This is a genomic window from Agromyces sp. NPDC057679 (assembly GCF_042799635.1).
In the GTDB taxonomy this organism is placed as follows: domain Bacteria; phylum Actinomycetota; class Actinomycetes; order Actinomycetales; family Microbacteriaceae; genus Agromyces.
This window is the reverse complement of sequence record NZ_JBHVIK010000001.1, coordinates 1,078,647-1,104,698: the sequence shown is the minus strand read 5'-3', so window position 1 is coordinate 1,104,698 and position 26,052 is coordinate 1,078,647. Positions and strand designations below refer to the sequence as shown.

Annotated in this window: 25 protein-coding genes and 1 tRNA gene; 14 read left to right on the top strand and 12 right to left on the bottom strand. The window is 71.6% G+C overall.

Annotated elements, in window-relative coordinates; all coding sequences use genetic code 11:
• Positions 1 to 44: 44 nt before the first annotated feature.
• Positions 45 to 1,049, bottom strand: coding sequence for an isopenicillin N synthase family dioxygenase (locus ACFVAJ_RS04945; RefSeq protein WP_376941689.1), 1,005 nt, complete (start codon positions 1,047 to 1,049; stop codon positions 45 to 47).
• A 300-nt stretch (positions 1,050 to 1,349) separates the two neighbouring features.
• On the bottom strand, positions 1,350 to 2,075 hold the full coding sequence (locus ACFVAJ_RS04940) for a LysE/ArgO family amino acid transporter (protein WP_376941688.1): 726 nt from the start codon (positions 2,073 to 2,075) through the stop codon (positions 1,350 to 1,352).
• 71 nt (positions 2,076 to 2,146) lie between these two features.
• On the opposite strand from ACFVAJ_RS04940, the gene ACFVAJ_RS04935 reads away from it, so the two are divergent.
• Both ACFVAJ_RS04935 and ACFVAJ_RS04930 read left to right on the top strand, forming a co-directional pair.
• Complete coding sequence (locus tag ACFVAJ_RS04935) at positions 2,147 to 3,130, top strand: LysR family transcriptional regulator ArgP (RefSeq protein WP_376941687.1); 984 nt, start codon at positions 2,147 to 2,149, stop codon at positions 3,128 to 3,130.
• A gap of 120 nt (positions 3,131 to 3,250) precedes the next feature.
• Complete coding sequence (locus ACFVAJ_RS04930) at positions 3,251 to 3,685, top strand: hypothetical protein (RefSeq protein WP_376941686.1); 435 nt, start codon at positions 3,251 to 3,253, stop codon at positions 3,683 to 3,685.
• A gap of 61 nt (positions 3,686 to 3,746) precedes the next feature.
• Here the strand turns inward: ACFVAJ_RS04930 and ACFVAJ_RS04925 are convergent, their stop codons facing one another.
• The 4 genes from ACFVAJ_RS04925 to dgt all read right to left on the bottom strand — a co-directional run bounded on the left by ACFVAJ_RS04925 (position 3,747) and on the right by dgt (position 9,546).
• A complete protein-coding gene (locus tag ACFVAJ_RS04925; RefSeq protein WP_376941685.1) occupies positions 3,747 to 4,973 on the bottom strand; it encodes a pyridoxal phosphate-dependent aminotransferase in 1,227 nt (408 codons plus the stop codon).
• Positions 4,974 to 5,049: 76 nt separating this feature from the next.
• A complete protein-coding gene (locus ACFVAJ_RS04920; RefSeq protein ID WP_376941684.1) occupies positions 5,050 to 5,469 on the bottom strand; it encodes a hypothetical protein in 420 nt (139 codons plus the stop codon).
• 198 nt (positions 5,470 to 5,667) lie between these two features.
• On the bottom strand, positions 5,668 to 7,923 hold the full coding sequence (locus ACFVAJ_RS04915; RefSeq protein WP_376941683.1) for an esterase-like activity of phytase family protein: 2,256 nt from the start codon (positions 7,921 to 7,923) through the stop codon (positions 5,668 to 5,670).
• A 105-nt stretch (positions 7,924 to 8,028) separates the two neighbouring features.
• Complete coding sequence (gene dgt, locus ACFVAJ_RS04910) at positions 8,029 to 9,546, bottom strand: dGTP triphosphohydrolase (RefSeq protein ID WP_376941682.1); 1,518 nt, start codon at positions 9,544 to 9,546, stop codon at positions 8,029 to 8,031.
• A 156-nt stretch (positions 9,547 to 9,702) separates the two neighbouring features.
• On the opposite strand from dgt, the gene ACFVAJ_RS04905 reads away from it, so the two are divergent.
• The 5 genes from ACFVAJ_RS04905 to rplA all read left to right on the top strand — a co-directional run bounded on the left by ACFVAJ_RS04905 (position 9,703) and on the right by rplA (position 12,448).
• A tRNA-Trp gene (locus ACFVAJ_RS04905) sits at positions 9,703 to 9,775 on the top strand.
• Between the two features lie 40 nt (positions 9,776 to 9,815).
• Positions 9,816 to 10,091 carry a preprotein translocase subunit SecE gene (secE, locus tag ACFVAJ_RS04900; protein ID WP_157425182.1) on the top strand — a complete coding sequence of 92 codons (276 nt, stop codon included), beginning with the start codon at positions 9,816 to 9,818 and terminating at the stop codon, positions 10,089 to 10,091.
• A 59-nt stretch (positions 10,092 to 10,150) separates the two neighbouring features.
• The gene (gene nusG, locus ACFVAJ_RS04895) at positions 10,151 to 11,077 is read left to right on the top strand and encodes a transcription termination/antitermination protein NusG (protein ID WP_376941681.1); all 927 of its coding nucleotides are present in this window, start codon (positions 10,151 to 10,153) and stop codon (positions 11,075 to 11,077) included.
• Between the two features lie 152 nt (positions 11,078 to 11,229).
• Positions 11,230 to 11,658, top strand: a complete 429-nt coding sequence (rplK, locus tag ACFVAJ_RS04890) for a 50S ribosomal protein L11 (RefSeq protein ID WP_157425180.1) — start codon at positions 11,230 to 11,232, stop codon at positions 11,656 to 11,658.
• A gap of 100 nt (positions 11,659 to 11,758) precedes the next feature.
• On the top strand, positions 11,759 to 12,448 hold the full coding sequence (gene rplA / locus ACFVAJ_RS04885) for a 50S ribosomal protein L1 (protein WP_022889256.1): 690 nt from the start codon (positions 11,759 to 11,761) through the stop codon (positions 12,446 to 12,448).
• A gap of 65 nt (positions 12,449 to 12,513) precedes the next feature.
• Here rplA and ACFVAJ_RS04880 read toward each other — a convergent pair whose 3' ends face one another.
• The 3 genes from ACFVAJ_RS04880 to ACFVAJ_RS04870 form a co-directional block, all read right to left on the bottom strand.
• Complete coding sequence (locus tag ACFVAJ_RS04880) at positions 12,514 to 12,873, bottom strand: SPW repeat protein (protein ID WP_376941680.1); 360 nt, start codon at positions 12,871 to 12,873, stop codon at positions 12,514 to 12,516.
• 122 nt (positions 12,874 to 12,995) lie between these two features.
• A complete protein-coding gene (locus tag ACFVAJ_RS04875) occupies positions 12,996 to 13,265 on the bottom strand; it encodes an acylphosphatase (RefSeq protein ID WP_376941679.1) in 270 nt (89 codons plus the stop codon).
• Between the two features lie 92 nt (positions 13,266 to 13,357).
• Entirely contained in the window at positions 13,358 to 14,884 is a 1,527-nt protein-coding gene (locus tag ACFVAJ_RS04870; protein ID WP_376941678.1) for an APC family permease, read from the bottom strand.
• 151 nt (positions 14,885 to 15,035) lie between these two features.
• On the opposite strand from ACFVAJ_RS04870, the gene ACFVAJ_RS04865 reads away from it, so the two are divergent.
• The 4 genes from ACFVAJ_RS04865 to ACFVAJ_RS04850 all read left to right on the top strand — a co-directional run bounded on the left by ACFVAJ_RS04865 (position 15,036) and on the right by ACFVAJ_RS04850 (position 18,734).
• Complete coding sequence (locus tag ACFVAJ_RS04865) at positions 15,036 to 15,404, top strand: iron chaperone (protein ID WP_376941677.1); 369 nt, start codon at positions 15,036 to 15,038, stop codon at positions 15,402 to 15,404.
• A gap of 105 nt (positions 15,405 to 15,509) precedes the next feature.
• A complete protein-coding gene (locus ACFVAJ_RS04860; protein WP_376941676.1) occupies positions 15,510 to 15,824 on the top strand; it encodes a hypothetical protein in 315 nt (104 codons plus the stop codon).
• A gap of 68 nt (positions 15,825 to 15,892) precedes the next feature.
• Positions 15,893 to 17,509, top strand: a complete 1,617-nt coding sequence (locus tag ACFVAJ_RS04855) for a LuxR C-terminal-related transcriptional regulator (protein ID WP_376941675.1) — start codon at positions 15,893 to 15,895, stop codon at positions 17,507 to 17,509.
• Between the two features lie 76 nt (positions 17,510 to 17,585).
• Positions 17,586 to 18,734 carry a flavin-containing monooxygenase gene (locus tag ACFVAJ_RS04850; protein ID WP_376941674.1) on the top strand — a complete coding sequence of 383 codons (1,149 nt, stop codon included), beginning with the start codon at positions 17,586 to 17,588 and terminating at the stop codon, positions 18,732 to 18,734.
• A 67-nt stretch (positions 18,735 to 18,801) separates the two neighbouring features.
• Here ACFVAJ_RS04850 and ACFVAJ_RS04845 read toward each other — a convergent pair whose 3' ends face one another.
• The 3 genes from ACFVAJ_RS04845 to ACFVAJ_RS04835 all read right to left on the bottom strand — a co-directional run bounded on the left by ACFVAJ_RS04845 (position 18,802) and on the right by ACFVAJ_RS04835 (position 21,819).
• Positions 18,802 to 20,166, bottom strand: a complete 1,365-nt coding sequence (locus ACFVAJ_RS04845) for an NAD-dependent succinate-semialdehyde dehydrogenase (RefSeq protein WP_376941673.1) — start codon at positions 20,164 to 20,166, stop codon at positions 18,802 to 18,804.
• Between the two features lie 155 nt (positions 20,167 to 20,321).
• On the bottom strand, positions 20,322 to 21,068 hold the full coding sequence (locus ACFVAJ_RS04840; protein WP_376941672.1) for a cache domain-containing protein: 747 nt from the start codon (positions 21,066 to 21,068) through the stop codon (positions 20,322 to 20,324).
• A complete protein-coding gene (locus ACFVAJ_RS04835; RefSeq protein ID WP_376941671.1) occupies positions 21,055 to 21,819 on the bottom strand; it encodes a GntR family transcriptional regulator in 765 nt (254 codons plus the stop codon). Before ACFVAJ_RS04835 ends, ACFVAJ_RS04840 begins: the two co-directional genes overlap by 14 nt.
• A gap of 114 nt (positions 21,820 to 21,933) precedes the next feature.
• Here ACFVAJ_RS04835 and ACFVAJ_RS04830 point away from each other — a divergent pair, with 114 nt between their 5' ends.
• Genes ACFVAJ_RS04830 through ACFVAJ_RS04820 form a run of 3 tightly spaced genes read left to right on the top strand, consistent with a single transcriptional unit; the run spans position 21,934 to position 25,955 of the window.
• A complete protein-coding gene (locus ACFVAJ_RS04830) occupies positions 21,934 to 23,169 on the top strand; it encodes a CaiB/BaiF CoA transferase family protein (RefSeq protein WP_376941670.1) in 1,236 nt (411 codons plus the stop codon).
• Complete coding sequence (locus tag ACFVAJ_RS04825) at positions 23,166 to 24,362, top strand: acyl-CoA dehydrogenase family protein (protein ID WP_376941669.1); 1,197 nt, start codon at positions 23,166 to 23,168, stop codon at positions 24,360 to 24,362. Before ACFVAJ_RS04830 ends, ACFVAJ_RS04825 begins: the two co-directional genes overlap by 4 nt.
• A gap of 48 nt (positions 24,363 to 24,410) precedes the next feature.
• Complete coding sequence (locus tag ACFVAJ_RS04820) at positions 24,411 to 25,955, top strand: aldehyde dehydrogenase (NADP(+)) (RefSeq protein WP_376941668.1); 1,545 nt, start codon at positions 24,411 to 24,413, stop codon at positions 25,953 to 25,955.
• The last annotated feature ends 97 nt before the right edge of the window (positions 25,956 to 26,052 follow it).

Genomic DNA, 26,052 nt, shown 5'->3' with positions numbered 1-26,052 from the left:
ATTCCGGCATCCACCGGTCGGTGGATGCCGGCCTTCCCGTGCGCTCAGGCGCTGACGAGGAGCCTCGGGTGCTGGGCCTCGACGACGTTGGGGTGGGCGCGGAGCCGGCTCTTCAGCCAGTTCTCGCCGAAGACCGCGTGCAGGGGGTTCGCCGGGTCCCGGGTGATGCCGGGCGCCTCGGCGGCGAGTTCGGGGGCGAGCTCGATCGTCGGGACGACGGCGTCGAGCGCGGGGCCGTGGAAGTACGGGATCGAGATGCGCTCGGTACCCGGCTCGGGTGAGACGACGCGGTGCTTGGTCGCCTTGAGGTAGCCGTCGGTGGCGATCTCGAGCAGTTCGCCGATGTTCACGATGAACGCGCCCGACGGGGCGACGACATCGATCCACTCGCCGTCCTTCTCGACCTGCAGGCCGGCCTTGCCGTCCTCGACCGAGAGCAGGGTGAGCACGCCGAGGTCTTTGTGCGCGCCGACGCCCTGCGCGGGCTGCTCGGCCGAGACGCCGGGGTAGCGCACGATCTTCAGGTACGGCGAAGGGCGTTCGAAGGCGGCGTCGAAGGTGTCGGGTGCCGCACCGAGGGCCTCGGCCCAGCTGCGCAGGAGCCGCGTGCCCACCTCGTCGAGCCGGGCGATCCATTCCTCCGACACGGCCCGCAGCTCGGGCAGCGCCTCGGGCCACAGGTTCGGCCCCTCGAGGATCCAGTAGTCGGGCGTGTCGGCCGTCATCGGGACGGCCGGGCGTTCGGCGCCGAGGTCGATCTGCTCGCGGATGTCGACGCGACCGAGCGTGCGTTCGCCGCCCATGCGGGTGTAGCCGCGGAAGTGCGGGCTGGTCACGTTCTCGATCGCGAGCTTGTGCGACTCGGGCAGCGCGAAGAACGCGCGGGCTGCGGCGTAGGCGCGGTCGATGAGCTCGGTCGGCACGCCGTGGCCGATGAGCGAGAAGAAGCCGACCTCGTGCGTCGCGCGGCGGAGGTCGTCGCGGAACTGCGCCTGCTGCTCGGTCGTGCCGTTGAGCAGGGAGAGGTCGAGAACGGGGATGCCGGACATGGGATGGTCCTTTCGAGTGCCGGATGGTGCGCCGACGACGCGGCGGCCCCGGCATCCGTTGACGTCGGCTGGGCGGCATCCGGTTCGAGATCGATGCGGGGTCGATTCGAGGCGGATGCCACGGAGCTGACGCGGACGCGTCGGATGCGGCGTGAGCACGGGGCTGCGGTCGGCGGCGCGGGGAATCGCGCCCTGGGGTCGTCGGGGAGACGACCGCCTAGCGGCGACAGCAGCGACAGGTGAAGGTGCTCACGATGTCGGACACGGTAGCACGGTCGCGGACGACCTCGCCATTCCCGATCAGTGGGGCAGCACGAGCGAGGCCGCGATGGCGAACATGACCACCGCGATCACCCCGTCGAGGATGCGCCAGGCCCGCGGGGTGGCGAGCACCCGGCCGAGGAGGCGCGCACCGTACGCGAGGGCGAAGAACCAGACGAGGCTCGCGGCCCCGGCGCCCGCGGCGAACGCCCAGCGCCCGTCGCCGTGGCTGTTCGCCACCGAGCCGAGCAGGAACACCGTGTCGAGGTAGACGTGCGGGTTCAGCCAGGTGAGCGCGAGGCAGGTGAGCAGTGCCACCGTGAGGGTGGATCGTTTCTCAGGAGCCATCACGTGTTTCTCAGGAGCGACCACATGAATCGAGCTCGATCGCGGCATTTCGTCCTGAGAAGCTCGCGTTTCGAGGGCCGGGTCCTGAGAAACACTGATCTCGGGGGTGTCGGCGACGAGCGCCTCGCCGCCGGGCTTCAGCGCACGCCGGGCCGCGAGCAGCCCGTAGCCGACGAGGAACGCGGCCCCCACCCAGCGGATGACCTCGACGAGCCACGGCACCGCGGCGAGCACCGCGCCGATGCCCGAGACGCCCACGAAGATGAGCGCGAGATCGCTCAGCGCGCAGATCGCCGCGACGGCGAAGACGTGCTCGCGGCGGATGCCCTGGCGCAGCACGAACACGTTCTGCGCACCGATCGCGACGATGAGCGAGAGGCCGAGGCCGAGGCCGGCGAGCGCGGAGGAGAGGGGCATGGGACGAGGCTACGAGGGGAATTCTCATGAATCCAGCTCAAGATCCTTCAGAACCGTTAGCGTTGCTTCAGATGCAGATTCCACTCGACCTCGCCCGCACGCTCGCCGCCGTCATCGACGAAGGCACCTTCGACGCGGCCGCCCGACGGCTGCGGCTCACCCCGTCGGCGGTGTCGCAGCGCGTGAAGACCCTCGAGCAGCAGCTCGGCCGGGTGCTCGTCGTGCGCTCGAAGCCCGCTCGGGCGACCGAAGCAGGTGCCGCGGTCGTACGGCTCGCCCGCCAGCTGGCGCTCCTCGAGCACGATGCGCTCGCCGAGTTCGGGCTCGATTCCGACGCCGACCGTGCGGGCGGTGCCGCGGCGGACCCCCGCGCCCGATCCGCCTCGGTCCGGCCGGTGACGATCCCGCTCGCCGTGAATGCCGACTCGCTCGCCACCTGGTTCCTGCCCGCGCTCGCCCGCGTCGCGCTGGCCCATCCCGTCGTCTTCGACCTGCACCGCGACGACCAGGACTTCACGGCCGGGCTCCTCGAGTCGGGCACCGTCATGGGGGCGGTCACCTCGCAGGCCACCCCGGTGGCCGGATGCCTCGTGCGCCCCCTCGGGGTCATGCGCTACGAGGCCGTGGCGACGCCGGCGTACATCGCCCGGTGGTCCGCCGGGCGCGGCGACGCCCGCGGGGCGGAGCCCGTGGCATCCGTGCTGCCCGACTGGCTCGTGCACGCACCGCTCGTCGACTTCGACCGGCGCGACCATCTGCAGCACGACGCGCTCGAGGCCGCCGGATTCGACCCCGAGCGCGCCCCGCGGCACTACGTGCCCGCGTCGAACGACTTCGCGAGCGCGGTGAAGCTCGGCCTCGGCTGGGGCATGCTGCCCGAGTTCCAGTCGTCGGCCGAGCTCGAGCGCGGCGAGCTCGTGCGGCTCGGCGGCACGCCCGTCGCCGTGCCGCTCCACTGGCAGCAGTGGAACCTCAGCTCGCCCCTGCTCGACGCGGTGGCCGAGGAACTCGCGCGCGAGGCCCGGAGCACCCTGACTGAGCATGCCGTCGCGTGAGATTCCAGTGCTGGCACGCATGCGAACTCCAGTGCTGGCACGCATGCGGTCGGCCGATCCCCGCGCTACGGTCGCCGCGACCCGGGCGAGGAGCTGCCAGTCCTGGCGAGGGAGCTGCCCATGAAGATCTGGGTGGTCGCGGCGATGGTCGCCGCCGCCACCATCGCCGCGGTCGCCGCCGCCTACGGCGTCGGGACCCTCGTCGGCCTGCAGGTCGCCACCTCGAGCGGGGCGCCGACGGGGCTGGAGGCGCCCGAGCCGCGCATGTCGCGGGGCGGTGACCTCCGTGACGATCTCGTGCTGCGCGACGCCCCCGAGATGCTCGGGTCGTTCGACCGCGGGGGCTCCGCCGTCGCGTACTGCGAGCGGGGCGAGCTCGCGATGGGCGGCGGACGCCTCGGCACGAGCATCGGGCTCCGGGTGGTCCACGACGGGCCCGTCGCCGGCAGCGGCGGTGCAGCCCGCCCGATCGGCTGGCGGATCGAGGTCGAGCGGACCGAACCCGATCGCAGCCCCCGGTTCTTCACCGCCTACGTCGTGTGCCGGCCGGGCTGATCGGGACCGACCCGGCATCACTCCGCGTCGTTGCGCGCGGCGTCGCCCCGCGGCATCCGACTCAGCCGAAGAGGCGCTGCAGGCGCTGCACGCCCTCGAGCAGCGGCTCGTCGCCGAGCGCGTAGCTGAGCCGCAGGAAGCCGCTCGGCCCGAACGCCTCGCCGGGCACCGCGGCGACCTCGGCCTGCTCGAGGACGAGGTCGGCGAGCTCGAGCGAGGTCGTCGGCGTCACGCCGCCCCACTCGCGGCCGAGGAGGCCGGTCACGTCGGGGTAGACGTAGAACGCGCCCTCGGGCACCGGCACCGTCATGCCGTCGATCTTCGAGAGCTCGGCGACGATGAGGCGGCGGCGGCGGTCGAAGGCCTGCCGCATCGCCTCGACGGGCTCCTGCGGGCCGGTGAGCGCGGCGATCGCGGCGCGCTGCGAGATGTTCGACACGTTCGACGAGAGGTGCGACTGCAGGTTCGCGGCGCCCTTGATGACGTCGGCGGGGCCGACCATCCAGCCGAGGCGCCAGCCGGTCATCGCGTAGGTCTTGGCGACGCCGTTGACGAGGATCGTCTGGTTCGCGAGCGCCGGCACGGCCTCGACGATCGAGACGGCCCGCGGGGCGGCGCTGCCGACCTCCGAGTCGAGCGCGCCGTAGGTGAGGTTCTGGTAGATCTCGTCGGCGACGACCCAGATGCCGTGCTCGAGGGCCCACTCGCCGATCGCGCGGGTCTGCTCGGGCGAGTAGACGGCGCCCGTCGGGTTCGACGGCGACACGAACAGCAGCACCTTGGTGCGCTCGGTGCGCGCGGCCTCGAGCTGCTCGACCGTGACGAGGTAGCCCTGGTCGCTGCCCGCGAAGACGTCGACCTGCGTGCCGCCGGCGAGCTTGATCGCCTCGGGGTAGGTGGTCCAGTAGGGAGCGGGGACGAGCACCTCGTCGCCGTCGTCGAGGAGCACCTGGAACGCCTGGTAGACGGCCTGCTTGCCGCCGTTCGTCACGACGACCTGGCCGGGGGAGACCTCGAGGCCCGAGTCGCGCAGCGTCTTCGCGGCGACCGCCTCGCGCAGCTCGGGCAGGCCCGCCGCCGGCGTGTAGCGGTAGTTCTTCGGGTCGCGCGTGGCGGCGAGCGCCGCCTCGACGATGTGCTCGGGCGTCGCGAAGTCGGGCTCTCCGGCGGCGTACGAGATGACCGGGCGGCCCTCGGCCTGGAGGGCCTTCGCCTTGGCGTCGACCTTCAGGGTCGCGGACTCGGCGATGGCGGCGATGCGGGCGGAGAGACGGGCGCGTTCGGTCACGGGAACCAGCCTACGGCGCGCGCGCCGCTGATGACAGGCGGTGTCATGGCGCAATCCATCCGGAGATGGCGGCGGTTCAGCCGAGGTGTTCGAGCTCCTTGCCGTGCACGGTGAGCGCGTAGATCACGAGGATGTCGAGGGTGAGCACGATGAGCGACCACCACGGCTGGACCGGGAGCAGCGCGAGCTGACCGAGTGCGTTGACGATCACGAGGATCACCGCGATGACGCGCGCCCAGGTCGCACCCGAGAAGAGGAAGGCTCCGATGAGGATCAGCAGCGCACCGCTGATGACGTGCCACCAGCCCCAGCCCTGCACGTCGAACAGGAACAGGCCGCCCTGCGAGGTGACGAAGTAGGCGCTGTCCTGCATGAACAGCGCGATGAAGCCGTACAGCAGGTCGAAGCCGCCCGCGACGATCAGCATGATGGCCGCGAACGCGCCCCAGCCGACCCACCCGGTGGGCCGTGCCTCGCCGGTCTGCATCTCACTCATGTGAACCACTCCCTCGTCGAATCGGGATGCGTCGGCCACGGTGAGCACGGCGCGATGGTGCTGGGCCACATGCTACTCGCGGATGGAGTACCGGGAACGGAACGGCGCGTCGATCCGGTGAATACCGGGTCGTCCGGAATGGGAGAGCGGATGCTGCGGCGCTCGCCGCGGCATCCGCCCTCTCGTCGGACCCGTGACTCAGCCGGCGACCGTGACCGCGACGTCGGGCTGGTCGCTGAACACGCCGTCCATGCCCGCCGCGAGGTACACGGCGATCTCGCCCGCGAGATCGCCGGGCGCGATCGGGTCGGACGACGAGCGGAACTCGACCGGCAGGAACTGGTTCTCGAGGCGGAAGGTCCAGCCGTGGACCTCGAGGCCGGCCGCATGCGCGTCGGCGATCACGGGCGTCGGGGCGGTGAGGCCGCCCGCCGGGGTGCGCGGGATGAGCACCGACTTCTCGGCCCCGATGCCGTCGGCGTAGCCGGCGATCTCCGCGAGGCCCGCGGGCGTCACGAGATCGCTGTAGCGGCGCGGGTCGCCCGCGAGGGTGAAGTCGTACGGCCGGCCCGAGTTGCTGATGAGCTGGGCGAGGCGGACCTCGGTCATGCCGTCGAGCTCGCGGAGGTTCGACACCTCGAAGCTCTGCACGATGACGGGCGCGTCCGCGTCGTCGACGCCGTTCGCCTGCAGGGCCGCGACGAGCGGCTCCTCGAGCGAGAGGCCGATCGAGTCGAAGTAGCTCGGGTGCTTCGTCTCGGGGTAGACGCCCACCTGACGGCCGTCGCAGCTGATCGAGCGGCGGGCGAGGTCGATGACCTCGTCGAGGGTCGGCACGAGGTAGAGCCCGTCGAACGCGGTGTTGGCCGGGCGCGTCTGCGGCAGCCGCTCCTTCGCGCGCAGCGTGCGCAGTTCGGCGAGCGTGAAGTCCTCGGTGAACCAGCCGGTCACCTTGGCGCCGTCGATGGTCTTCGTGGCCTTGCGATCGGCGAACTCGGGGCGGGCGGCGACGTTCGTGGTGCCGCTGATCTCGTTCTCGTGGCGGGCGACGAGCACGCCGTCCTTCGTCGACACCACGTCGGGCTCGATGTAGTCGGCGCACTGCACGATGGCCTGCTCGTAGGCGGCGAGGGTGTGCTCGGGCCGGTACCCGCTCGCGCCGCGGTGGCCGATGACCGTCACCTGCTCGGGCTCGATCTTCGTGCGGTCGAGGTCGATCACCGCGAACTCGGTGTCGTCGGGCGTGCCGGGCACGCGGGCGTCGTTGCCGGGGTAGTTGTTGTCGTTGCCGATGAGCAGGCGCCCGTCCTTCAGCTGCACGATCGTCTCGAACGACTGCACGGGCAGCGAGAAGACCTCGCCGGTGCCGTAGCCGTCGCCGGCGCCGATGCCGCTCGGGTTCGCGATCCGGAGCGCGTCGAGCACGAGCGTCTTCTCGAGGCGGCCGTCGGCGTCGGTGCGTGTCAGGTCGACCCCGTAGACGCGCTTCGTGACCGACTGCTCGCCCTCGAAGTCGTCGCGCTCGACGACGAGCAGCACGTTGTTCTTCACCGTGAAGGCGTCGCCGATGACGTTCGCCTCCTGGTCGGCCTCGTAGCTCCAGGTGCGGCCGGTGTACGCCCCGCGCTTCGTGTCGAACTCGTGGATCTCGCGGCGCCGGAGGTCGGCGTCGTCGGCGTACGAGCCCTCGACGATCGGGTAGAGGTAGCGGCCGTTCTTCGAGGCGGCGAGCGCCTCGAAGCCGCGGCTCGCGCGCACCCGCGGGGTCTCGCCGGGCTCGAGGTACGGGTTCTGCGGCGACTTCGCGCCGTCGAGCGAGTACGGCTTCTCGAGCAGGGTGCCGTCGGCGTCGAAGTGCAGCAGGAACGGCCCGAACTCCTCGCCGACCCAGAAGCTGCCGTCCTTCGCGCGCACGACCGACTCGATGTCGAAGTCGGCGCCGGTGAGCAGGCGCTCCTCGGTGTCGCCGTTCACGATCGGGAAGTCGAGGATGCCGTTGCGGTCGTTGTACGAGATGAATCGCAGGGCCTCGATCGAGCCGTCGCCGCCCTCGGCGGTCTGCCAGGCCGGGCGCACGAGGTAGTTGCGCAGGAGGAAGTCGGCCGAGTTTCCCTTCGCGCCGAAGCCGTTGTCGGGCTGGGCCCAGAAGGTGCCGTCGCCGTTCTCGATCACGGCGGAGAACCCGGGGATCACCTGGCCGTCCCACGGGCCCTGGCGGCCGTTCGCGGCGGAGGCGAGCGCGCCCGAGGCGGGGCCCTCGGCGAGGAAGTCGGCCGACAGCGTGGCGCGTGCGACGAGCGTGGGCTCGAAGGCGTGCATCGGCGAGGTGGGGGTGGTCTGCCCGTTGCCGACGGCGTGGGCCGGCGCGGCGAACAGGATGGCGGCCGCCGTGGCGGTCGCGGCGGTGACGGCGATGGCGCGCGGCAGGGCGCGTCGCGTGAGGTTTCGGCTCATGCCGCGAGCCAATCGGCCGCGGCGTGCGCGACCGTGTCGGTTCGGCGACCGTTCGGCGACGACCCGGTGAACGGATGCCCCGGGCGGCACCGCGCCCGACGCCGGTCAGAGGTTCTGGCCGATGTCCCACAACCGGTCGGGGCGGCCGTCGATGGCCTCGGAGACCGCGAGCGCCTGGTCGTCGGAGAGCGAGGCGACGTAGTCGACCACGCCGCGCCCCACGCCGAGGCGGCGCACCGCGCCCGCGTCGGGGACGGGCACGCCGTCGGGCCGGGTGGCCCGTACGAGCTCGTAGCCGGCGGTCGCGATGTCGACGAGCTCCTTGAGCCGCTGCGGCACGCGGTGCCGGTCGTAGTCGTCGGTCACCCACGCCGTGAGCCCCTTGACGGCCCGCGTCAGCACCCGGCTGAGGCCGCGCTGGTACATCGCGATGTCGGCCCGGTCGAGGATGAAGTGCCGGTGCACGAACTTCAGGATCTCGACCTCGTGCCACGCGCCGCGGTCGAGCGCGACGAGCCCGGTGCGCGCGACGCCCTCGGGGGCGGGCACGACGGAGGTCTGCAGGTGGCCGATCCAGCGGTTCGTGAACGAGGAGAGGGCACGCTCAGAGGCGATCGACCCGTCGAAGGGCGTCGCGAGCAGGCCGTCGACGAGATCGTCGGCGACCGTGTCGACCGCGGCGGCGAAGGCGTCGTCGTCGGCGACCCACGCGTCGCTCGCGCGGAGCTTGCGGCGGAGCGCCTCGAGCGCGGCGCCCGCGGGGGCGGTGCGGGAGGCGAGCTCCTCGTCGCCGAGCCCGCGCAGCTCGCTCCAGCCCTCGACCCAGCCGCGGAACTCGCGCGCCACCGCCCCGTGGCTCAGCAGCCCGGCGCGGTAGAAGTCGTCGACGTCGTGGATCGAGTAGGCGATGTCGTCGGCGGTGTCCATCACCGAGCACTCGAGCGACTGCACCATGGGCGGGAGGCCGGCCCGCGCCGCGGCGAGGTCGGCCGCGTCGAGGCCGTAGGCCGAGAACTTCGTCGCCACCGCCTCGCCGTCGACGAGCCGCATGCCGCGGGGCAGCCCGCCGTCGGGGAACGCCGCGGTGGTGGCGAAGCGGGTCCACGGGTACTTCGCGATCGCCGAGCGCACCGCCGCGGTGAGGTTGAGCCCATGGGATGCCGCGGTGCTGACGTCGAGGGTCGCGATGATGCGGTAGCTCTGCGCGTTGCCCTCGAACCCGTCGTCGAGGCCCAGAGTCTCGCGGGCGAGCCGGTCGAGCACGCGCTCGCCGAGGTGCCCGAACGGCGGGTGGCCGAGATCGTGCGCGCTCGCCGCGGCCTGCACGACGACCGCGTCGCAGCCGTGTCGGGCCGCGAGCGCATGGGCCGGCGACGAGGCATCCGCGAAGCCGACCGCGATCGCGCGCGCGACGGCGGTGACCTTGATGGAGTGGGTGAGCCGGTTGTGGATGAGCGGGCCGGCGCCCGGCTGCGCGATGACCTGCGTGACGGCCGAGAGCCGCGAGAAGTAGGGCGAGAATCGGATGCGCTCGAGGTCGAGGCGGAACTGCGAGTGCTCCCCGACGACCTCGACGCTCGAGCTCGGCTCGGGGGTGCGGCGGGCGGCGCGATCGACAGTCATGAACCCAATGTAGGCGCCGGTTCGCGCGAGCCGCTCGCGTCGCATAGACTGTTCGATGTTGCTTTCCTCAGCAAAACTTCACTGCGCCCGAAATCCTGAATTCCGGGTGCATGGAGCCGAGGCGGTGACTCCGAGGTGCCCTCGCAACAGGGCCCGAGGGCGGTGGCTCAATTGGTAGAGCAGCGGTCTCCAAAACCGCAGGTTGCAGGTTCGAGTCCTGTCCGCCCTGCGAGCCGGCAGTGATTGCCGGCCCACGAAAGGTGTACGAGGTGGCACGGAAAGTAATCGACGAACCGAGTGAGGACGTCGTCGCCAACGCGAAGCGCGACCGCGCCGCGCGTCGGAATCCCTTTTCGCGCATCGCCCTGTTCATCCGGCAGGTCATCGCTGAACTGAAGAAGGTCGTCACCCCCACGCGGAAGGAGCTCTTCAGCTTCACGGTCGTGGTGCTGGTGTTCGTCATCATCATGATGGCGCTCGTCTGGGGCCTCGACCAGCTGTTCGGGTGGCTGGTGCTGTACGTCTTCGGAACGACCGGGGTCTGATCGAGGCCTTCGGCTCGCCAACCCGTTCGCCGTAGGCGCACGAAGAGAAGGATCGAGAATTGTCAAGGACTGAGCACGACGACGTCGATTGGGCCACGGCTGCAGAGCAGTCGGCCGAAGACGACGAGGCGCAGACGGGCAACGTCAACGAGCACGAGGAGCAGTCCTCGGAGCCGGCCGAGCACGTGGCCGTGCACGTCGTCGACGACGAAGGCAACGACGTCGACCTCGACGCCGTGCTCGACTCGCTCGCCGAGGCGAACGACCCCGAGGCCGACGCGATCGTCGACGACGCACTCGACATCGACTCCGCCGACGAGGCCGAAGCCGCACTCGAGGCGGTCGAAGAAGAGGCCGACACCGAGTTCGACCCGTACGAGGAGTTCCGCGCCGAGCTGCGCTTCCTCCCGGGCAAGTGGTACGTCATCCACTCGTACGCGGGCTTCGAGCGCCGCGTGAAGGCGAACATCGAGCAGCGACGCGAGTCGATGGCGATGGCCGACTACATCTACCAGGTCGAAGTGCCGATGGAAGACGTGGTCGAGATCAAGAACGGCCAGCGCAAGATGGTCACCCGCGTCCGCATCCCCAGCTACGTGCTCGTCCGCATGGAGCTGAACGAGGAGAGCTGGTCGGTCATCCGCCACACTCCCGGCGTCACCGGCTTCGTGGGCAACGCGCACAACCCGACCCCCCTCCGCTTCGAGGAGGCCTTCGGCATGCTGAAGAGCCTCGTCGAGATCAAGGACGTCGCGCCCGCCAAGGGCGCGAAGGCCGGCGCCGCCACCGGTGCCGCCCGCCAGATCCCCGCCGAGGTCGACTTCGAGGTCGGCGAGACGATCACCATCAAGGACGGCTCGTTCGCGGGCCTGCCCGGCACGATCAGCGAGATCAAGCCCGAGAGCGGCAAGCTCACCGTGCTCGTCTCGCTCTTCGAGCGCGAGACCCCGGTCGAGCTCAGCTTCGACCAGGTCACCAAGCTCTAACGCCGCTCAGAACCTCCACAGCCAGCCCTCCGGTATACTCGGGGGGTTGTGCTGCGTTCGGCCCGGCCGAACCACACGAACCACCGCCCTCCGGAACCGCCGGAGCGACGGGAGAGTGCCCGCCAGGGCGTTCGAACAGAAAGAGAGAAATCATGGCACCGAAGAAGAAGGTCACTGGTCTGATCAAGCTTCAGATCAACGCCGGCGCCGCCAACCCCGCACCGCCCATCGGTCCGGCCCTTGGTCAGCACGGCGTGAACATCATGGAGTTCTGCAAGGCCTACAACGCGGCGACCGAGTCGCAGCGCGGCAATGTGATCCCCGTCGAGATCACGGTCTACGAAGACCGCTCGTTCACCTTCATCCTGAAGACCCCGCCCGCCGCCGAGCTCATCAAGAAGGCCGCCGGCGTCGCCAAGGGTTCTGGCGTCCCGCACACCACCAAGGTCGGCAAGCTCACGCAGGACCAGGTCCGCGCGATCGCCGAGCAGAAGATGGCCGACCTCAACGCGAACGACCTCGACGCCGCGTCGAAGATCATCGCGGGCACCGCTCGCTCGATGGGCATCACGGTCGAATAAGGCCGCGGCGGAGATCGTCTGATCTCCGCTCCTCAGAACTCAGCATCAGTGGCAGCGCCCGCCAGGCGCAGATGACCACACTCTCTCAAGGAGAAGCAACATGGCACAGAAGTCCAAGGCCTACCGCGCCGCGGCCGAGAAGATCGAAGACGGCAAGTTCTACACCCCGAGCGAGGCCGTCGCCCTCGCGAAGGAGACCGGCTCGGCGAAGTTCGACTCGACCGTCGAGGTCGCGCTGAAGCTCGGCGTCGACCCCCGCAAGGCCGACCAGATGGTGCGCGGCACCGTCATCCTCCCGCACGGCACCGGCAAGACCGCTCGCGTCATCGTGTTCGCGACCGGCCCCGCCGCTGAGGCGGCCATCGCCGCCGGCGCCGACGAGGTCGGCGGCGCCGAGCTCATCGAGAAGGTCGCCGCGGGCTACACCGCGTTCGACTCGGCGGTCTCGACCCCCGAGCTCATGGGCCAGGTCGGCCGTCTCGGCAAGGTGCTCGGCCCCCGCGGCCTCATGCCCAACCCGAAGACCGGCACCGTGACCCCGAACGTGGGCCAGGCCGTCTCCGACATCAAGGGCGGCAAGATCGAGTTCCGCGTCGACAAGCACGCCAACGTGCACTTCGTCGTCGGCAAGGCCTCGTTCACGACCGAGCAGCTCGAAGAGAACGCGAAGGCGGCCCTCGAAGAGGTCCTCCGTCTCAAGCCGTCGAGCTCGAAGGGCCGCTACATCCAGAAGGGCGCCGTGTCGACCACGTTCGGCCCCGGCATCCCCCTGGACGTCAACGCCATCTGAGTCGACCGACTCGTCACGAAGGCCCCGCCGGTTCGCCGGCGGGGCCTTCGTCGTCGTGCGACGGTTCAGTGGGTGATCGCGTCGTGGTGGGCCTGCATGCTCGGACGGATCGCGAGCACCGCGGCGACGAGCGCGACGGCGCCGCAGATCCACGACATCCAGGCGGCCCCGAAGGTCATCGCGTCGGCGTAGCCGCCGATCCAGGGCGAGACGATCAGCAGGATGCCGAGCGCGGCCTGCACGTACTCCATCGCGACGAGGCCCGGTGCGGCGAGGTTGACGAGCCCGGAGATGACGAGCAGAGCACCGAGCACGAGCATCAGGGCGACCGAGGCGCCCATCGGGGGAACGAACATGGTCGAGAGCATGGCCGCAGCACCGGCGGCGATCGCGACCCAGTCTTCCCAGCGAGTCCACTTCTTCATAGAAACCAGCCTCCTTCAGGTGGTGGCTCCCATTCGGGGGTCACTTCAACGGTACGACCGCGACGACCCGCGGTCAATGAGCGCGGAGGCGGTCCGCAGCGCCGGGAATCCGGCGGGCGCGATCAGCGGGTGATGCGGAAGCCCTCGTCGTCGCGGGGGTCGAGTTCGGTGACGACGAGCTCCGTGACGTGCGAGCCCGGTGGGCCCGCCTCGAGGCGGCGGAGCATCTCCTGGACCGCGGCCTCCGAGCCCTGCACCTCGGCTTCGACCGAGCCGTCGGGGAGGTTGCGCACCCACCCCGTGACGGCGAGCCGCTCGGCGTGCTTGCGGGCGAGGTAGCGGTAGCCGACGCCCTGCACGAGGCCGCTCACCAGCACGTGCCGTCGGATCATCCGATCACCCTATCCCGTGAACGACGACGGGGGCGGGCTCGGGCTTTCGGCCCGAGCCCGCCCCCGGTGCGAGGTCGCGGAGCGCTCGTCGCTCAGCGGGCGGCCGGCGCGTCGACCGCGGCGGTCGCGCCCGTGCGGGTGCGGATCTCGTCGGCCACCGCGATCGCGTCGCCCGACGGTGCGTCGGACTTGCGGTCGGGCCGCGCGATCAGCAGGTACAGCAGCCCCGAGACGACGACGACGCCCAGGCCGATGAGCACGACGTAGTCGGTGAAGAACACGCCCGTGGCACCCGGTGTCGCGAGCAGCACCATGGCGAACACGCCGTAGGCGAGTGCGAGGGCGTTCACGATGAAGCCCAGGCCGCCGAGCGAGAAGGGGCCGGCCGGCTTCCAGCCCTTGAGGCGCTGGCGGAGCGCGGCGAGCACGACCATCTGGAACGCGACGTAGATGCCGAGCACCGCGAAGGAGGTGATGGGCAGCAGCAGTCCGTCGTTGAGGAAGATGAGCACCGCGAGCAGCGCGGGCACGGTGCACGCGACGATGAGCGCGTTCGTCGGCACCTTGTTCTTCTCCGACACCTTCGCGAGCCAGCGGTGACCCGGGATCATGCCGTCGCGGGCGAAGGAGAACAGCAGGCGGCTGGCTGCGGCCTGCAGGCTCAGCACGCAGGAGATGAACGCGGTGATCGCGACCACGAGGAAGAGCTTCGCCCCGACGGGACCGAGCGTCGACTCGAGGATGTGCGGGATCGGGTCGACGTCGTCGCCGGCGACGATCGCGGCGAGGTCGGGCGCGGCGAGCACGTAGCCGCCGAACGAGAAGAGAGCCGAGACGCCGCCCACGAGGATCGTCATGACCATCGCCTTGGGGATGCGACGGGCGGGGTTCGACACCTCCTCGGCGACGTCGCCGCAGGCCTCGAATCCGTAGAAGAGGAAGAGCCCGGCGAGGGCGGCGCCCATGAACGCGGTGAGGTAGCTGCCGTCGCCCTCGACCCCCATCGTGTCGAAGAAGACGCTGAACTCCTGCTTGCGCTGGAAGATCAGCAGGTAGAGCCCGAGCCCGATGACGCCGACGAGCTCGGCGGCGAGGCCGATCTGCGCGACCCGGGCGAGGGTCTTCGTGCCCGAGAAGTTGAAGAGGAACGCGAGCAGCAGCAGCGAGAGGGTGATGGCGAGGTTCACCGTCGGGGTGAGCTCGAGCTCGAAGAGGCTGGCGACGAAGCCCGAGCCGAACTCGGCCACCGCGGTGATCGTGACGATCATCGCCCAGATGTACACCCAGGCGGCCATCCACGCGTAGCGGCGGCCCCAGAGGCGTCGGGCCCACGGGTAGATGCCGCCGTGGATCGGGTACTGCGAGACGACCTCGCCGAACACGAGCGAGACGAGGAGCTGACCGGCGCCGACGATGACAATCCACCAGATCGACGGCGGGCCGCCGACCGCGAGCGCGGTGGCGAAGAGCGAGTACACGCCGACGAGGGGGGAGAGGTAGGTGAAGCCGAGGGCGAAGTTCGCCCAGAGGCTCATCGAGCGGTTGAAGGAGCCGTCGTAGCCGAGGACCTTCAGGTGTTCGTCGTCGCCGAGCTGCTTCGGCGTGGGTTCTGCTGGCATGATGCCCTTTCGATCGACATTGATCTCGCGCCCACCCCACCCCGCAGGCGCACGGTACGGGCCAGCATAGCCATACATGTGGCGCTAAAGCTATAGCACCAAATGATTAATTTCGGATGCCGCGCAGCAGGCCCCATGGCAGGATGCGGGCATGGGAACCGTCACCGACTACCTCGCCGAACGCGAGGGCGAGAACCGGGTCGCACTCGAGCACGTCATCGCGATCGCGCGCGAGCTCTCGCCCGACGCCGTCGAGGGCGAGAGCTACGGCATGCCCGCCCTGCTGCACCGTGACAAGGGACTCGCGGCAGCGCTCGAGGCGAAGCAGCACCTCGGCCTCTACCCGTTCAGCGGGCGGATCCTGCCGGGGCTCGGGGCCGAGCTCGACGCGGTCGGCCTGAAATGGTCGCCGGGGGCGCTGCAGTTCACGGCGGAGCATCCGGTGCCCGACGCGCTGCTGCGCCGCATCTTCGCCGAGCGCATCGCGGAGATCGACGCCCAGCTCGACAAGAAACGCTGACGCTCGCCCGCCGGTCGGCGATGGGGGAAACCATGCAGCCCGAGACGGGCGGACTCCGGGAATCAGCCGATGCAGCGCCCGCGGAAGGATCGCTACCTTCGGCGCATGGACCTCGTGATGCTCGCCGGAACGGCCTCGGCCGTCGTCTTCGCCGTCAGCAACCTTCCGATGCTGCGCAAGGCGCTGCGCACCGGGGACGTCTCGTCGTACAGCCTCGCGAGCGTGGTGATGATCAACATCGCCAACCTCGTCTACTCGATCTACGTCTTCAGTCTGCCGATCGGGCCGGTGTGGATGCTGCACTCCTTCTACCTCGTCTCGTGCGCGATCCTCCTCGTCCTGTGCCTCCGGTCGGTGCGCGGTCGGGGCGAGCGGCGAGCGGGCCGCGACGCGTTGCCGGCGGAACCGGTGCGGGGCTAGCCTGAGGTCGGACGCTGCCGGAGCCGGCTGCCCGCGCCGACGAGCGCGGCGCCCGGGCTGGAGGCGTCATGGGCGGAGCCGCACTCGACGTGGGCCGAGCCGCGTATCGCGAGAATCGCTGGAACGAGGCGGTCGCCGAACTCGAGCTGGCCGATCGCGAGACCGTCACCACGCCGCTCGATCTCGAGCACCTCGCAACGGCGGCGTTCCTCGTCGGGCGCGCCGCCGAAGGACTCGACTGGCTCGCCCGGGCGCACGAGGCGTTCCTCGCCGACGGCGACGACGTCGCGGCGATCCGCTGCGCCGCGTGGCTCGGGATGATGCTGTCGAACGTCGGCGACCATGCCCGGAGCAGCGGGTGGTTCGCACGTGCCGAGCGGCTCGTCGACGACGCCGAGGAGCCCGACGCCGATCACGGTTTCCTGCGAGTGCCGCGCGGCCTGCAGGCCCTGTACTCCGGCGACGCCGAGGGCGCCGAGCAGATCTTCCGCGAGGCCGAACGGTGCGCACGGCAGGCTGGCGACGCCGACATCGCCGCGCTCGCCGGCCTCGGGATCGGCCAGTCGCGGATCATGCTCGGGGAGCTCGGCGCAGGGATGAGGCTGCTCGACGAGGTCATGGTCGCGGTCACGACGGGCGAGCTGTCGCCGGAGGCGTCGGGCATCGCCTACTGCGCACTGCTGCAGTCGTGCCGATTGGCGTTCGACCTCCGGCGCGCGCAGGAGTGGACCCGCGCGCTCGATCGGTGGTGCGCCGAGCGCCCCGACCTGATCGTCTTCACCGGCCAGTGCCACGCGCACCGCGCGGCACTCTTCCTGGCGCACGGCGCATGGGCCGAGGCGGGGGCCGCGGCCGCCGAGGCCAGGCGGCGCTCGGCGCGCGGCGACCACGACGGCGCCTACGCCTCCGCCTACCTGGAGGGCGAGGTGCACCGGCTGCGGGGCGAGGACGCCGCCGCCGAGGCGGCCTACGAATCGGCGGCGCGAACGGGCTTCGAGCCGCAGCCGGGGCTGGCGCTGCTCCGGCTCGCCCAGGGCGAGGCGTCGACGGCGCAGCGGATGATCCTCGCCGCAGCCGATCGACTCGACCCCTCGGAGCGCCGGGCGCTCCTGCCCGCCATCGTCGAGATCCAGCTGGGCGCGGGCGAGGTCGCCGGTGCTCGCGGGGCGGCCGACGAACTCATCGCGTTCAGCCGCAGCGAGACGACGCCCATGGTCGGCGCACTCGCCGAGTCCGCCGAGTCGGCGGTGCTGCTCGCCGAGGGTGACGCCGCCGGGGCCCTGACCGCCTCGCGCAGGGCCTGGGTGAAGTGGAGGGAGCTCGAGGTGCCGTTCGAAGCGGCGCGCTGCCGGGTGCTCGCCGCCCGGTGCTACCGGGCATCGGGCGACGAGGCCTCCGCCGTCATGGAGCTCGACGCCGCGCGTGCGATCCTCGACGAGCTGGGCGCCGCACCCGTGTTCGCGGCCGTCGAGTCGCTCACGAAGACGCCGGGAGGGCTCTCCCCGCGCGAGGTCGAGGTGCTGCGCCTCGTGGCGGCCGGGCACTCGAACCGGGAGATCGGTGCGGAGCTCTACCTGAGCGAGAAGACCGTCGAGCGCCACCTCAGCAACATCTTCGGCAAGCTCGGTCTCGCGTCGCGATCGGCCGCGACCGCGTACGCGTTCCGACACGGACTGGCCGAGTGAGGGGGCGTGGCGGCTGCGGGGTGCATGGGGGATTTCGCCGATGCGAGGCCGGTAAGTGCCTCGTACCGTGCCGAGCATGGACCACGCACAGCACTCTTCGGACGGATCCGGCCACGAGTTCGACACCGTCGTCGTCGGTGGCGGGCAGGCCGGGCTCACCATCGGATTCCACCTCGAACGACACCTGCACCGGGACATCCTGATCCTCGATGCCCACGACCGCGTCGGTGACGCCTGGCGGCGTCGCTGGGACTCGCTCCGGCTCTTCACCCCCGCGAAGTACGACGGCCTGCCCGGGATGCCCTTCCCCGGCGACCCCCTCGCGTTTCCGACGAAGGACGAGATGGCCGACTACCTCGAGGCGTACGCCGCCCGATTCGAGCTGCCCGTGCTGACGGGCATCCGGGTCGATCGGGTCGGGCGGGTCGACGGTCGATTCGTGGTCGAGGCCGGGGAGCGGAGCTGGATCGCGCGCAACGTCGTGATCGCCGCGGGCGGCCACCAGATTCCGCGGGTGCCGGCGTTCGCCGACCTGCTCGACGGGTCGGTGCAGCAGCTGCACTCGGAGGACTACCGGAACCCCTCGGAGCTTCGCGCGGGACCGGTGCTCGTCGTCGGGCTCGGCAATTCGGGGGCGGAGATCGCGCTGGAGGTGAGCCGAAGCCACCCCACCACGGTGGCCGGCACGCCGGGCGGGCAGCTCCCGTTCCGCCACGGTCGCACGCTCGCACGGTTCGGCCTGCCGCTCATCAGGTTCGCCGGGGTGCATGTGCTGAACGGCCGGAACCCGATCGGGCGACGGGTGCTGCCGAAGGCCGCGACGAGCGCGACCCCGCTCATCCGGACCCGCCTCGCCGAGCTCGAGGCTGCCGGGGTCGCGCGCGCAGGCCGGGTCACCGGGGTCGAGCGCGGCATGCCGGTCGTCGACGGGCGCGCACTCGAGGTCGCCGACGTCATCTGGTGCACCGGGTATCGAGACGATCTGAGCTGGATCGACCTGCCCGTGTTCGACGAGGACGGCCGGCTGCAGCAGACCCGCGGCGTGGTGCGCGGCGTCACGGGACTCTATGCCGTCGGGCTCGACCTCATGTACGCGATCGTGTCGGCGACGCTGCCCGGGATGCCGCGCGACGCCGCATATCTCGCACGGCGAATGCGGCGGGTCGAGGCACCCGAAACGGCAGGGGTCGCGAGGTCGACGAGCGGCGTCGGGGTACGGGGATGACCGGGCGCCGCCCGCAACGACGGATGCCCCGGGGCGAACCCCGGGGCATCCGATCGTGAAGCGGTGATCAGCCGATGCGGATCATCTTCTTGTTGACGAACTCGTCGGCGCCGAAGCGGCCGAGCTCGCGGCCCGAGCCCGAGCGCTTGACGCCGCCGAAGGGCAGCTCGGCGCCGTCGGCGCCGACCACGTTCACGAAGACCATGCCGGCCTCGATGCGGTCGGCGACGCGGAGCGCCTGCTCCGAGTCGGTCGTGAAGACGTACGAGCCGAGGCCGAACGGGGTGTCGTTCGCGAGCTCGATCGCGGCGGTCTCGTCGGCGACCTTGAAGACCTGCGCGACCGGGCCGAAGAACTCCTCGTGGAACGCGTCGGAGCCGGGCTGCACGTCGGTGAGGATCGTCGCCGAGTAGTAGTTGCCGTTCTTCTTGCCGCCCGAGTGCAGCGTCGCGCCCTGCGCGACCGCGCGCTCGACCTGCTCGGCGAGGCCCTCGGCGGCCTTCGCCGACGAGAGCGGGCCGAGTGCCGTGCCGTCGGCGGCGGGGTCGCCTTCCTCGACGGCGTTCATCGCGGCCGTGAACTTCTCGAGGAAGGGCTCGTAGAGGTCTTCCACGACGATGAAGCGCTTCGCCGCGTTGCAGGCCTGGCCGTTGTTGTCGACGCGGGCGAAGGTCGCCGCCTCGACGGTGGCGTCGAGGTCGTCGGTCGAGAGCAGGATGAAGGGGTCGGAGCCGCCGAGCTCGAGCACGACCTTCTTGAGGTGGCGACCGGCGATCTCGGCGACGATCGCACCGGCGCGCTCGGAGCCGGTCAGCGAGACGCCCTGCACGCGGCGGTCGGCGATCACGGTCTCGATCTGCTCGTGCGAGGCGTAGAGGTTGACGTAGGCGCCCTCGGGGAAGCCGGCGTCGAGGAAGATGCGCTCGATCGCGGCCGCCGACTCGGGGCACTGCTCGGCGTGCTTCAGCAGGATCGTGTTGCCGATGATGAGGTTCGGGCCGGCGAAGCGGGCGACCTGGTAGTACGGGAAGTTCCACGGCATGATGCCGAGCAGCACGCCGAGCGACGAACGGCGGATGAGCGCCGAGCCCTCGCCGGCGAGCAGGTCGATCTGCTCGTCCTTCAGGAGCGCCTCGGCGTGGTCGGCGTAGTACTCGTAGATCGCGGCCGAGAACTCGACCTCGCCGACGGCCTGCTCGCGCGGCTTGCCCATCTCGCGGACGATGATGTCGGCGAGCTCGTCGACGCGCTCGTTGTGGAGCTCGGCGACGCGGCGGATGAGTGCGGCGCGCTCGGCGACGGTGGACTGCTTCGACCAGCCGCGGTGCGCCTCGTCGGCCGAGGCGATCGCTGCCTGGAGTGCCTCATCGGTGATGGTGTCGAAGCTCTTGACGACCTCGCCGGTGGCGGGGTTGGTCACGGCATAGGGCATGGGGATTCTCCTTCTCGGGGCACGCACGCCAGTCGGCCGGGGCCTGTCGGAGGGGGTCGTCTGCCGCGGTGCATACGCTCGTCCGTCAAAGATATAACAACGGATGATTCTTCTCGACCCGTGCTCAGGGGATGCTCGGGTTCGGGATTCCGCCGTCAGCGATCGGCGGAGGCGGGCCCCACGAGCACGCGGAACGGCGTGCCGGGGCAGTCGAGCGAGTTCGGCGCCGAGGCATCCGCCAGCTGGCCGACCTGCAGCGTCGGCTCGGTCGAGAGCACCACCCGGCCGTCGGCGTTCACGAGCGCGAGCGGCACCGGGGCTCCGAGGAACCGGGCGAGGAGCTCCTGCTCGAGCCGCCGGACCGAGATGTCGGCGCCGACGACGCCCACCATGCGCTCGCCGCCCTCCCCGTGCACGGGCATCGTGAGCGTGAGGATGTAGTCGCACGTGCAGAGGTGGTCGACGAACGGGCCCGTCACGTGCGCGTGGCGGGTCGTCGCGGGGATGCGGTACCACTCGAGCGCGCGGAAGTCGCGGAGGTACTCGGTGTAGCCCCGCGTCGAGAGGTCGAGCCTCGTCGGGCCGTCGGTCGAGCCGAGCACGGGGTTGTCGTCGAGCGGTCCGAGCCACCAGGCGAAGTGCACCTCGCGGCCCCGCACGATCTCGCCGTCGGCGATGAATCCCGCCCCGGTGAGCAGCGCGTCGGGCTCGACGAGGCGGGGGATCACGAGGTCGGCGACGGTCTGGTCGAGCTCGGCCGGGCGGACCTCGCCGCCGGAGGCGGAGGAGCGGGCGATCATCGCCTCGATCGGGGTGCGCCAGTCGGCGAGCTGGTCGAAGACGCGCGCGAAGACCTCGCCGACGGCGTCGGCGACCGGGGCGAGCTGCTCATTCGTGGTCATCGAGACCGCCTCCGCGTTCGACCCTGGCCTTCGCCGCGAGCAGGCTGGCCGAGAGCGCCGTGACGAGCACGCCGGCGGCCTCGCGGGCCCGGGCGGGGCGGTGCGTCGTGACCGCCCGCACCATGCGGCGGTCGGCCGCGGCCGCCTCGGATCGGGCGGCGGCGTCGTCGAGGCCGATGAGCAGCAGCGGGCCGAACTCGGCCTGCAGGCGGATCTGCTCGCGGACGAGCCGGGCCGACTGGCTGAGCACGGCGAGCTCGAGGAAGAAGCCGCCCTGGTTCGTGCGGGCGCTCGCCGCGGTGCTGAAGTCGGCGGCGTCGAGCCAGGCTGCGAGGCGGCTCGCCTCGGGGTCGCTCGCGCGCTCGGCGGCGCGTTCGGCCGCCCCGGCGAGAATCGCGCCGAAGTAGACGGCCATGTCGCTGAGCTCGACCTGGGCGAGCCCGCGGAGCCGCGCGGTGAGCAGCGTTCGGTGCTCGGCGTCGTCGTGCACGACGAAGCTGCCGCCGTCGCGGCCGCGACGGGTCTCGACGAGGCCGGCCTCGCGGAGGATGCCGAGCCCCTCGCGCACGGTGATGAGGGCGACGCCGAACCGTCGGGCGAGCTCGGGCTCGCTCGGCAGGCGCTCACCGGGGTCGAGCACGCCGAGCACGATGCCGTCGATGAGTCGCTGCGCGACCTGTTCGGCGCGGCCCGCATCGGCGAGCTGGGCGAACACGGCTTCGCGCGCGCCGGGGCCCACCCTCGATTCCATGCGTTCACGATAGCCGAGCGCGCCCGCGCCGAGTGGCGGCGCGCGCAAAAAAGATTCACTATAGGATGAATGGACGGCGGCCGAACGGCCGGCACATGCGAAGGCGGATGACCCATGCACGAGCGACCCGAGACGACGACCGGCGACGCGCCACGCGGCGCGGCCGGCGGTGCGCCCGGCGGGCCGGATCACGGGGTGCTCGCGGGCCTCCGCGTCGCCGACTTCTCGCGCGTGCTCGCCGGTCCCTACGCGACGATGATGCTCGCCGACTACGGCGCCGACGTCATCAAGATCGAGCCGCCCACCGGCGACGACACCCGGCACTGGAAGCCGCCGGTCGACGCCAACGGCACCGCGACCTACTTCGGCAGCGTCAACCGCAACAAGCGCTCGGTCGCCCTCGACCTCGCGACCGAGGAGGGGCTCGCCGAGGCCCGGCGCCTGGCCGCCACGGCCGACGTCGTCATCGAGAACTTCCGCCCGGGCGTGATGCGCCGCTTCGGCCTCGACCATGACGCCGTGCGCGCGGCGAACCCCCGGGTCGTCTACTGCTCGATCACCGGCTTCGGCGCGGGCGAGGGCGCCGGCCTCGCGGGCTACGACCTCCTCGTGCAGGCCGTCGGGGGCCTCATGTCGATCACCGGCGAGCCCGAGGGGGAGCCCTCGAAGGCCGGCGTCGCCCTCGTCGACGTGCTCTGCGCGCAGAACGCGCTCGCCGGCATCCTGCTCGCCCTGCGCGACCGCGACCGCACCGGCGAGGGCGCGCACGTCGAGATCAACCTCATGCAGAGCCTGCTCTCGGCGCTCACCAACCAGGCCGCCTCGACGCTCGTCACCGGCCGCGCGCCGCGCCGGCTCGGCAACCAGCACCCGTCGATCGCGCCCTACGCCGTGTTCCCGGCCGCCGACCGCGACCTCGTCATCGCCGTCGGCAACGACAAGCAGTTCCGCGCGCTCACCGCGATCCTCGGGCTGCCCGGGCTCGCCGACGACCCGCGCTACGCGACGAACGAGGCGCGCGTGGCCCACCGCGAGCACCTCCGCGCCGAGATCGAGGGCGCGCTCGCCGGTGCCCGCGCCGCCGTGTGGGCCGAGCGCTTCAGCGAGGCCGGCGTGCCCGCCGGGCTCGTCAACGACGTCGCCGAGGCGATCGCGTTCGCCGAGTCGCTCGGCCTCGAGCCCGTCGCCGCGATCGACGGCAGCCGCACCGTGGCGAACCCGATCAGGCTCTCCTCGGCCAGCGCCCGCTACCTGACCCCGCCGCCCCGGCTCGACGAGCACGCGGGCGCCGACTGGCACCCCGTGACATCCGAACCCACCGCCGACCCTTCGAAAGGACCCCGCGCATGACCACCGCCCCCAGCATCGACCAGGTCTTCGACTTCGACGCCCTCCTCAGCGAGGAGGAGCGCACCTGGCAGCAGAAGGCCCGCACCTTCGCGCAGGAGCGCCTGCTGCCGGTCATCGAGGAGGACTTCGAGCAGAAGCACTTCCGCCGCGAGTTCGTGAAGGAGCTCGGCGACCTCGGGTTCCTCGGCATGCACCTGAAGGGCTACGGGTGCGCCGGGGCCGGCGCCGTCTCGTACGGCCTCGTCTGCCTCGAGCTCGAGGCCGCCGACTCGGGGTGGCGCACCTTCGTGTCGGTGCAGGGCTCGCTCGCGATGAGCGCGATCCACAAGTACGGCTCCGAGGAGCAGAAGAACCGGTGGCTGCCCGGCATGGCCGCGGGCGACCTCGTCGGCTGCTTCGCGCTCACCGAGCCGCAGGGCGGCAGCGACCCCGCCGGCATGACGACGACCGCGCGTCGCGACGGCGACGGCTGGGTCATCGACGGGGCGAAGCGGTGGATCGGGCTCGCCTCGCTCGCCGACGTCGCCGTGGTCTGGGCCAAGGTCGACGACCCCTCCGGCGCGTTCGGCGAGGGCGGCAGCGCGGTGCGCGGGTTCCTCGTGCCGACCTCGACGCCCGGCTTCACGGCGACGCCGATCGACGGCAAGCTGTCGATGCGCGCCTCGGTGCAGTGCGACATCGCGCTCGACGGCGTCCGCGTCGACGGCGACGCGATCCTGCCCGGCGCCCGCGGACTGAGCGGCCCGTTCGGCTGCCTCAACGAGGCCCGCTACGGCATCGTGTGGGGCGCGATGGGCGCCGCGCGCTCGTGCCTCGAGGCCGCGATCGAGCGCTCGACGTCGCGCGAGGTGTTCGGCAAGCCGATCGGCGCGAACCAGCTCATCCAGGCGAAGCTCGCCGACATGTTCCTCGAGGTCGAGAAGGGCATCCTGCTCGCGCTGCACCTCGGCCGGCTCAAGGAGCGCGGTGCCCTGACGCCCGCCCAGATCTCGGTCGGCAAGCTCAACAGCGTGCGCGAGGCGCTCGCGATCGCGCACGAGGCGCGGGCCATCCTCGCCGGCGACGGCATCACGAACGCGTGGCCGGTCATGCGCCACGCGGCCAACCTCGAGTCGGTGCGCACCTACGAGGGCACCGACGAGATCCACCAGCTGATCCTCGGGCGCGAGCTCACGGGGCTCAACGCCTTCTGAGAGTGGCTCGGCAGAGGCGAGCGCAGTGACGAACGAGAAGGGTTCACGATGACGAACACGGATGCCACGGGGATCGCCCCGCGGGACGAGCCGGCGACCGGCGGCGACGAGCGGGTCGAGCTGTCGGCGGACGCCGCGGTCGAGCTCGCGGTGCGGCTCGCCGGGGCGTCGGGCCTCGGGCGCTCGAGCCGTGCCGAGCGCGGCCGCTGGCTGGGCGCGATCGCCGACGCCGTCGAAGCGCACCGCGACGAGCTCGTCGCGCTCGCGGGCGAGGAGACCCACCTCTCGGCCGCGCGGCTGGGCGGCGAGCTCACCCGCACCTCGACCCAGCTGCGGTTCTTCGCCGGCGTGATCGACGAGGGCTCGTACCTCGAGGCGACGATCGACTCGCCCGACGCCTCGCTCCTGCCGCCCCGTCCCGAGCTGCGGCGGATGCTCCGCCCGCTCGGCGTGGTCGGTGTGTTCGCGGCCTCGAACTTCCCGTTCGCGTTCTCGGTGCTCGGCAACGACACCGCCTCGGCGCTCGCCGCGGGCTGCCCGGTCGTCGTGAAGGCGCATCCGGGGCACCCGAGGCTCTCGCGCCGCGTCACCGAGGTCGCGCACGAGGCGCTCGCCGCGGCCGGCGGGCCGGCGGCCGCGCTCCAGCTCGTCGAGGGCATGGAGGCGGGCCTCGCGCTCGTGCAGCACCCGCGGGTCACGGCGGTCGGCTTCACCGGCTCCACCCGCGGCGGCCGCGCCCTCTTCGACCTCGCCGCCGCTCGCCCCGAGCCGATCCCGTTCTACGGCGAGCTCGGCTCGCTCAACCCCGTCGTCGTGACGCCGGCCGCGGTCTCGGACGCCGGACCCGGCGCCGCGTCGATCGCGGCGGGGCTCGCGGGCTCCTTCACCCGCGACGGCGGCCAGTACTGCACGAAGCCCGGCCTCGTGTTCGTGCCCGAGGGGTCGGGCATCGAGGACGCGCTCGTGGCCGCGCTCGGCGACGCCGCGCCGCAGCGCCTGCTCACCGAGGGCATCGCGGCGGCGTTCGACCGCGGCTCGGTCGAGCTGGCCGAGCGCGACGACGTCGACCTCGTCTTCGCGGGGGAGCGCGCGGCCGACGTCGCGGCTCCCGTCGTCGTCGCGACGAGCACCGAGTCGTTCGTGGAGGGGCGCGAAGCCTTCCTCGAGGAGTGCTTCGGCCCGCTCACGCTGCTCGTGCGCTACGCCGACGACGCCGGGCTCGGCCGGGCGCTCGCCGTGCTCGAGGGCTCGCTCACCGCGTCCATCCACCACGCGCCCGGCGAAGACGTCGCCGACCTCGCCGAGGCGCTCGAGTCCGTCGCGGGCCGGCTCGTCTTCAACGGCTGGCCGACGGGCGTCGCGATCGCGTGGGGGCAGCACCACGGGGGCGGTTGGCCCGCCACCACCGCCTCGGTGCACACCTCGGTCGGCGCGACCGCGATCCGCAGGTGGCTGACTCCCGTCGCCTGGCAGGATGCCCCGGCCGCCGTGCTGCCGGCCGAGCTCGCCGACGGCAACCCGCTCGGCGTGCCGCGCCGCGAGGACGGCGTGCTCGTGGCGGCACCCACTCCTCACGTTTCTCAGGACGGCTAGGCGGCGGGGCGGGCCGACTCGCGCGAGAGCTCGGGGCGGGCGACCGGAGTGCTCTGCGTCGACTCCTGAGAAACCGCAGATTCGCCGCAGCTCGTCC

Excerpts from the sequence above, each read along its gene's own strand:
- ACFVAJ_RS04945 (WP_376941689.1), bottom strand. The coding sequence starts at position 1,049 with ATGTCCGGCATCCCCGTTCTCGACCTCTCCCTGCTCAACGGCACGACC.
- ACFVAJ_RS04940 (WP_376941688.1), bottom strand. The coding sequence starts at position 2,075 with ATGCCCCTCTCCTCCGCGCTCGCCGGCCTCGGCCTCGGCCTCTCGCTC.
- ACFVAJ_RS04935 (WP_376941687.1), top strand. The coding sequence starts at position 2,147 with ATGCAGATTCCACTCGACCTCGCCCGCACGCTCGCCGCCGTCATCGAC.
- ACFVAJ_RS04930 (WP_376941686.1), top strand. The coding sequence starts at position 3,251 with ATGAAGATCTGGGTGGTCGCGGCGATGGTCGCCGCCGCCACCATCGCC.
- ACFVAJ_RS04920 (WP_376941684.1), bottom strand. The coding sequence starts at position 5,469 with ATGAGTGAGATGCAGACCGGCGAGGCACGGCCCACCGGGTGGGTCGGC.
- ACFVAJ_RS04915 (WP_376941683.1), bottom strand. The coding sequence starts at position 7,923 with ATGAGCCGAAACCTCACGCGACGCGCCCTGCCGCGCGCCATCGCCGTC.
- dgt (WP_376941682.1), bottom strand. The coding sequence starts at position 9,546 with ATGACTGTCGATCGCGCCGCCCGCCGCACCCCCGAGCCGAGCTCGAGC.
- rplK (WP_157425180.1), top strand. The coding sequence starts at position 11,230 with ATGGCACCGAAGAAGAAGGTCACTGGTCTGATCAAGCTTCAGATCAAC.
- rplA (WP_022889256.1), top strand. The coding sequence starts at position 11,759 with ATGGCACAGAAGTCCAAGGCCTACCGCGCCGCGGCCGAGAAGATCGAA.
- ACFVAJ_RS04880 (WP_376941680.1), bottom strand. The coding sequence starts at position 12,873 with ATGAAGAAGTGGACTCGCTGGGAAGACTGGGTCGCGATCGCCGCCGGT.
- ACFVAJ_RS04875 (WP_376941679.1), bottom strand. The coding sequence starts at position 13,265 with ATGATCCGACGGCACGTGCTGGTGAGCGGCCTCGTGCAGGGCGTCGGC.
- ACFVAJ_RS04870 (WP_376941678.1), bottom strand. The coding sequence starts at position 14,884 with ATGCCAGCAGAACCCACGCCGAAGCAGCTCGGCGACGACGAACACCTG.
- ACFVAJ_RS04865 (WP_376941677.1), top strand. The coding sequence starts at position 15,036 with ATGGGAACCGTCACCGACTACCTCGCCGAACGCGAGGGCGAGAACCGG.
- ACFVAJ_RS04860 (WP_376941676.1), top strand. The coding sequence starts at position 15,510 with ATGGACCTCGTGATGCTCGCCGGAACGGCCTCGGCCGTCGTCTTCGCC.
- ACFVAJ_RS04855 (WP_376941675.1), top strand. The coding sequence starts at position 15,893 with ATGGGCGGAGCCGCACTCGACGTGGGCCGAGCCGCGTATCGCGAGAAT.
- ACFVAJ_RS04850 (WP_376941674.1), top strand. The coding sequence starts at position 17,586 with ATGGACCACGCACAGCACTCTTCGGACGGATCCGGCCACGAGTTCGAC.
- ACFVAJ_RS04845 (WP_376941673.1), bottom strand. The coding sequence starts at position 20,166 with ATGCCCTATGCCGTGACCAACCCCGCCACCGGCGAGGTCGTCAAGAGC.
- ACFVAJ_RS04840 (WP_376941672.1), bottom strand. The coding sequence starts at position 21,068 with ATGACCACGAATGAGCAGCTCGCCCCGGTCGCCGACGCCGTCGGCGAG.
- ACFVAJ_RS04835 (WP_376941671.1), bottom strand. The coding sequence starts at position 21,819 with ATGGAATCGAGGGTGGGCCCCGGCGCGCGCGAAGCCGTGTTCGCCCAG.
- ACFVAJ_RS04830 (WP_376941670.1), top strand. The coding sequence starts at position 21,934 with ATGCACGAGCGACCCGAGACGACGACCGGCGACGCGCCACGCGGCGCG.
- ACFVAJ_RS04825 (WP_376941669.1), top strand. The coding sequence starts at position 23,166 with ATGACCACCGCCCCCAGCATCGACCAGGTCTTCGACTTCGACGCCCTC.
- ACFVAJ_RS04820 (WP_376941668.1), top strand. The coding sequence starts at position 24,411 with ATGACGAACACGGATGCCACGGGGATCGCCCCGCGGGACGAGCCGGCG.